Consider the following 2,077-nt stretch of genomic DNA (forward strand, 5'->3'; position numbering starts at 1 on the left):
ATGACGGACAGTGTCAAGAAAAGACCGGTCTATACCAATATTCACGTCACACAGATCGTCAGCTACCGCCTCCCGCCTGCCGGCATCGTCTCCATCCTGCATCGCATCAGCGGCTTCCTGATGTTCCTGCTGCTGCCCTTCGTGGTCTGGATGCTGGACAGCAGCCTGAGCACGGAAATCTCCTTCGAGACCTTCACGAACGTGTTCGTGGCCGGCTTCGCAGGCATCCCGGGCTGGTTCGTCAAGCTGGTGGCGCTGGGCCTGATCTGGGGCTATCTGTTCCATTTCATCGCCGGCGTGCGCCACCTGTGGATGGACGCGACACACAGCGTCAGCAAGGCCCAGGGCCACAACTCGGCAATGGTCACACTGGTCCTCAGCACGCTGCTGACGTTGCTGCTGGGCGCCAAGCTGTTCGGTCTGTACTGAGCCCTCGAGGACAACAACAATGAGTACTTTCGGCTCCAAGCGCATCGTCGTCGGTGCGCATTACGGCCTGCGTGACTGGCTCGCGCAACGCGTCACCGCCGTGCTGATGGCCCTGTTTACCGTCGTGCTGCTGGTGCAGGTGCTGATGCCCGGCGCCCTCGGCTATGACCGCTGGGCGGCGATCTTTTCCCAGCAGTGGATGAAGGTCATCACCTTCGTGACCATCCTGTCCCTGGCCTATCACGCCTGGGTCGGCATGCGTGACATCTGGATGGATTACGTGAAGCCTGTCGGCGTGCGCCTGGCACTGCAGGTGTTCACGCTCGTTTGGCTTGTGGGTTGCGCTGGTTGGGCGATCCAGGTTCTGTGGAGACTCTGATGGCGCAGCTTGCGACCCGTAAGTTTGATGTGGTGATCGTCGGGGCCGGTGGCTCCGGCATGCGCGCCTCGCTGCAACTGGCATTGGCCGGCCTGAACGTGGCCGTGCTGTCCAAGGTCTTCCCGACCCGCTCGCACACCGTCGCCGCGCAAGGCGGCATCGGCGCGTCCCTGGGCAACATGTCCGAGGACAACTGGCACTACCACTTCTTCGACACCGTCAAGGGTTCGGACTGGCTGGGCGACCAGGACGCCATCGAGTTCATGTGCCGCGAGGCGCCCAAGGTCGTCTACGAGCTTGAGCACTTCGGCATGCCCTTCGACCGCAATGCCGACGGCACCATCTACCAGCGCCCGTTCGGCGGCCACACCGCCAACTACGGCGAGAAGCCCGTGCAGCGCGCCTGCGCCGCGGCCGACCGCACCGGCCACGCGCTGCTGCACACGCTCTATCAGCAGAACGTCAAGGCGCGCACGCAGTTCTTCGTCGAGTGGATGGCGCTGGACATCATCCGCGACGCCGAGGGCGATGCCGTCGGCGTGACCGCGCTGGAGATGGAGACGGGCGAGGTCCAGATCCTGCACGCCAAGACCGTGCTGCTGGCCACCGGCGGCGCCGGCCGCATCTTCGCGGCCTCCACCAACGCCTTCATCAACACCGGTGACGGCCTGGGCATGGCGGCGCGTGCCGGCATCCCGCTGGAAGACATGGAGTTCTGGCAGTTCCACCCCACCGGCGTGGCCGGCGCGGGCGTGCTGCTGACCGAAGGCTGCCGCGGCGAAGGCGCGATCCTGCGCAACAGCAACGGCGAGCGCTTCATGGAGCGCTACGCCCCGACGCTGAAGGACCTGGCGCCGCGCGACTTCGTGTCGCGCTCGATGGACCAGGAGATCAAGGAAGGTCGCGGCTGCGGTCCCAACAAGGACTATGTGCTGCTGGACATGACCCACCTGGGCGCCGAGACGATTGCCAAGCGCCTGCCGTCGGTGCTGGAGATTGGCCACAACTTCGCCAACGTCGACATCACCAAGGAACCGATTCCTGTCGTGCCGACCATCCACTACCAGATGGGTGGCATCCCGACGAACGTGCATGGCCAGGTCGTCATCCCCAAGAACGGCAAGCCCAACGACATCATCAACGGCCTCTACGCCGTGGGTGAGTGCTCCTGCGTGTCGGTGCACGGCGCCAACCGCCTGGGCACCAACTCGCTGCTGGACCTGCTTGTGTTCGGCCGCGCGGCCGGCAACCACATCGTCGACTTCAACC

Annotated in this window: 3 protein-coding genes; all 3 read left to right on the top strand. The window is 64.6% G+C overall.

The window, feature by feature from the left end; all coding sequences use genetic code 11:
* Nucleotides 1–429 (top strand): succinate dehydrogenase, cytochrome b556 subunit, encoded by a 429-nt coding sequence (sdhC, locus tag ACXJKR_RS30825; protein ID WP_056196387.1) that lies wholly within the window; start codon nucleotides 1–3, stop codon nucleotides 427–429.
* Nucleotides 430–448: 19 nt separating this feature from the next.
* Nucleotides 449–808, top strand: coding sequence for a succinate dehydrogenase, hydrophobic membrane anchor protein (gene sdhD / locus ACXJKR_RS30830; RefSeq protein ID WP_056196389.1), 360 nt, complete (start codon nucleotides 449–451; stop codon nucleotides 806–808).
* Nucleotides 808–2,077, top strand: a 1,270-nt coding sequence (gene sdhA / locus ACXJKR_RS30835) for a succinate dehydrogenase flavoprotein subunit (RefSeq protein ID WP_457326089.1), incomplete at its 3' end; no start/stop codon positions are given. The genes sdhD and sdhA, both read left to right, overlap by 1 nt.

This window comes from Roseateles sp. P5_E11 (genome assembly GCF_054049355.1).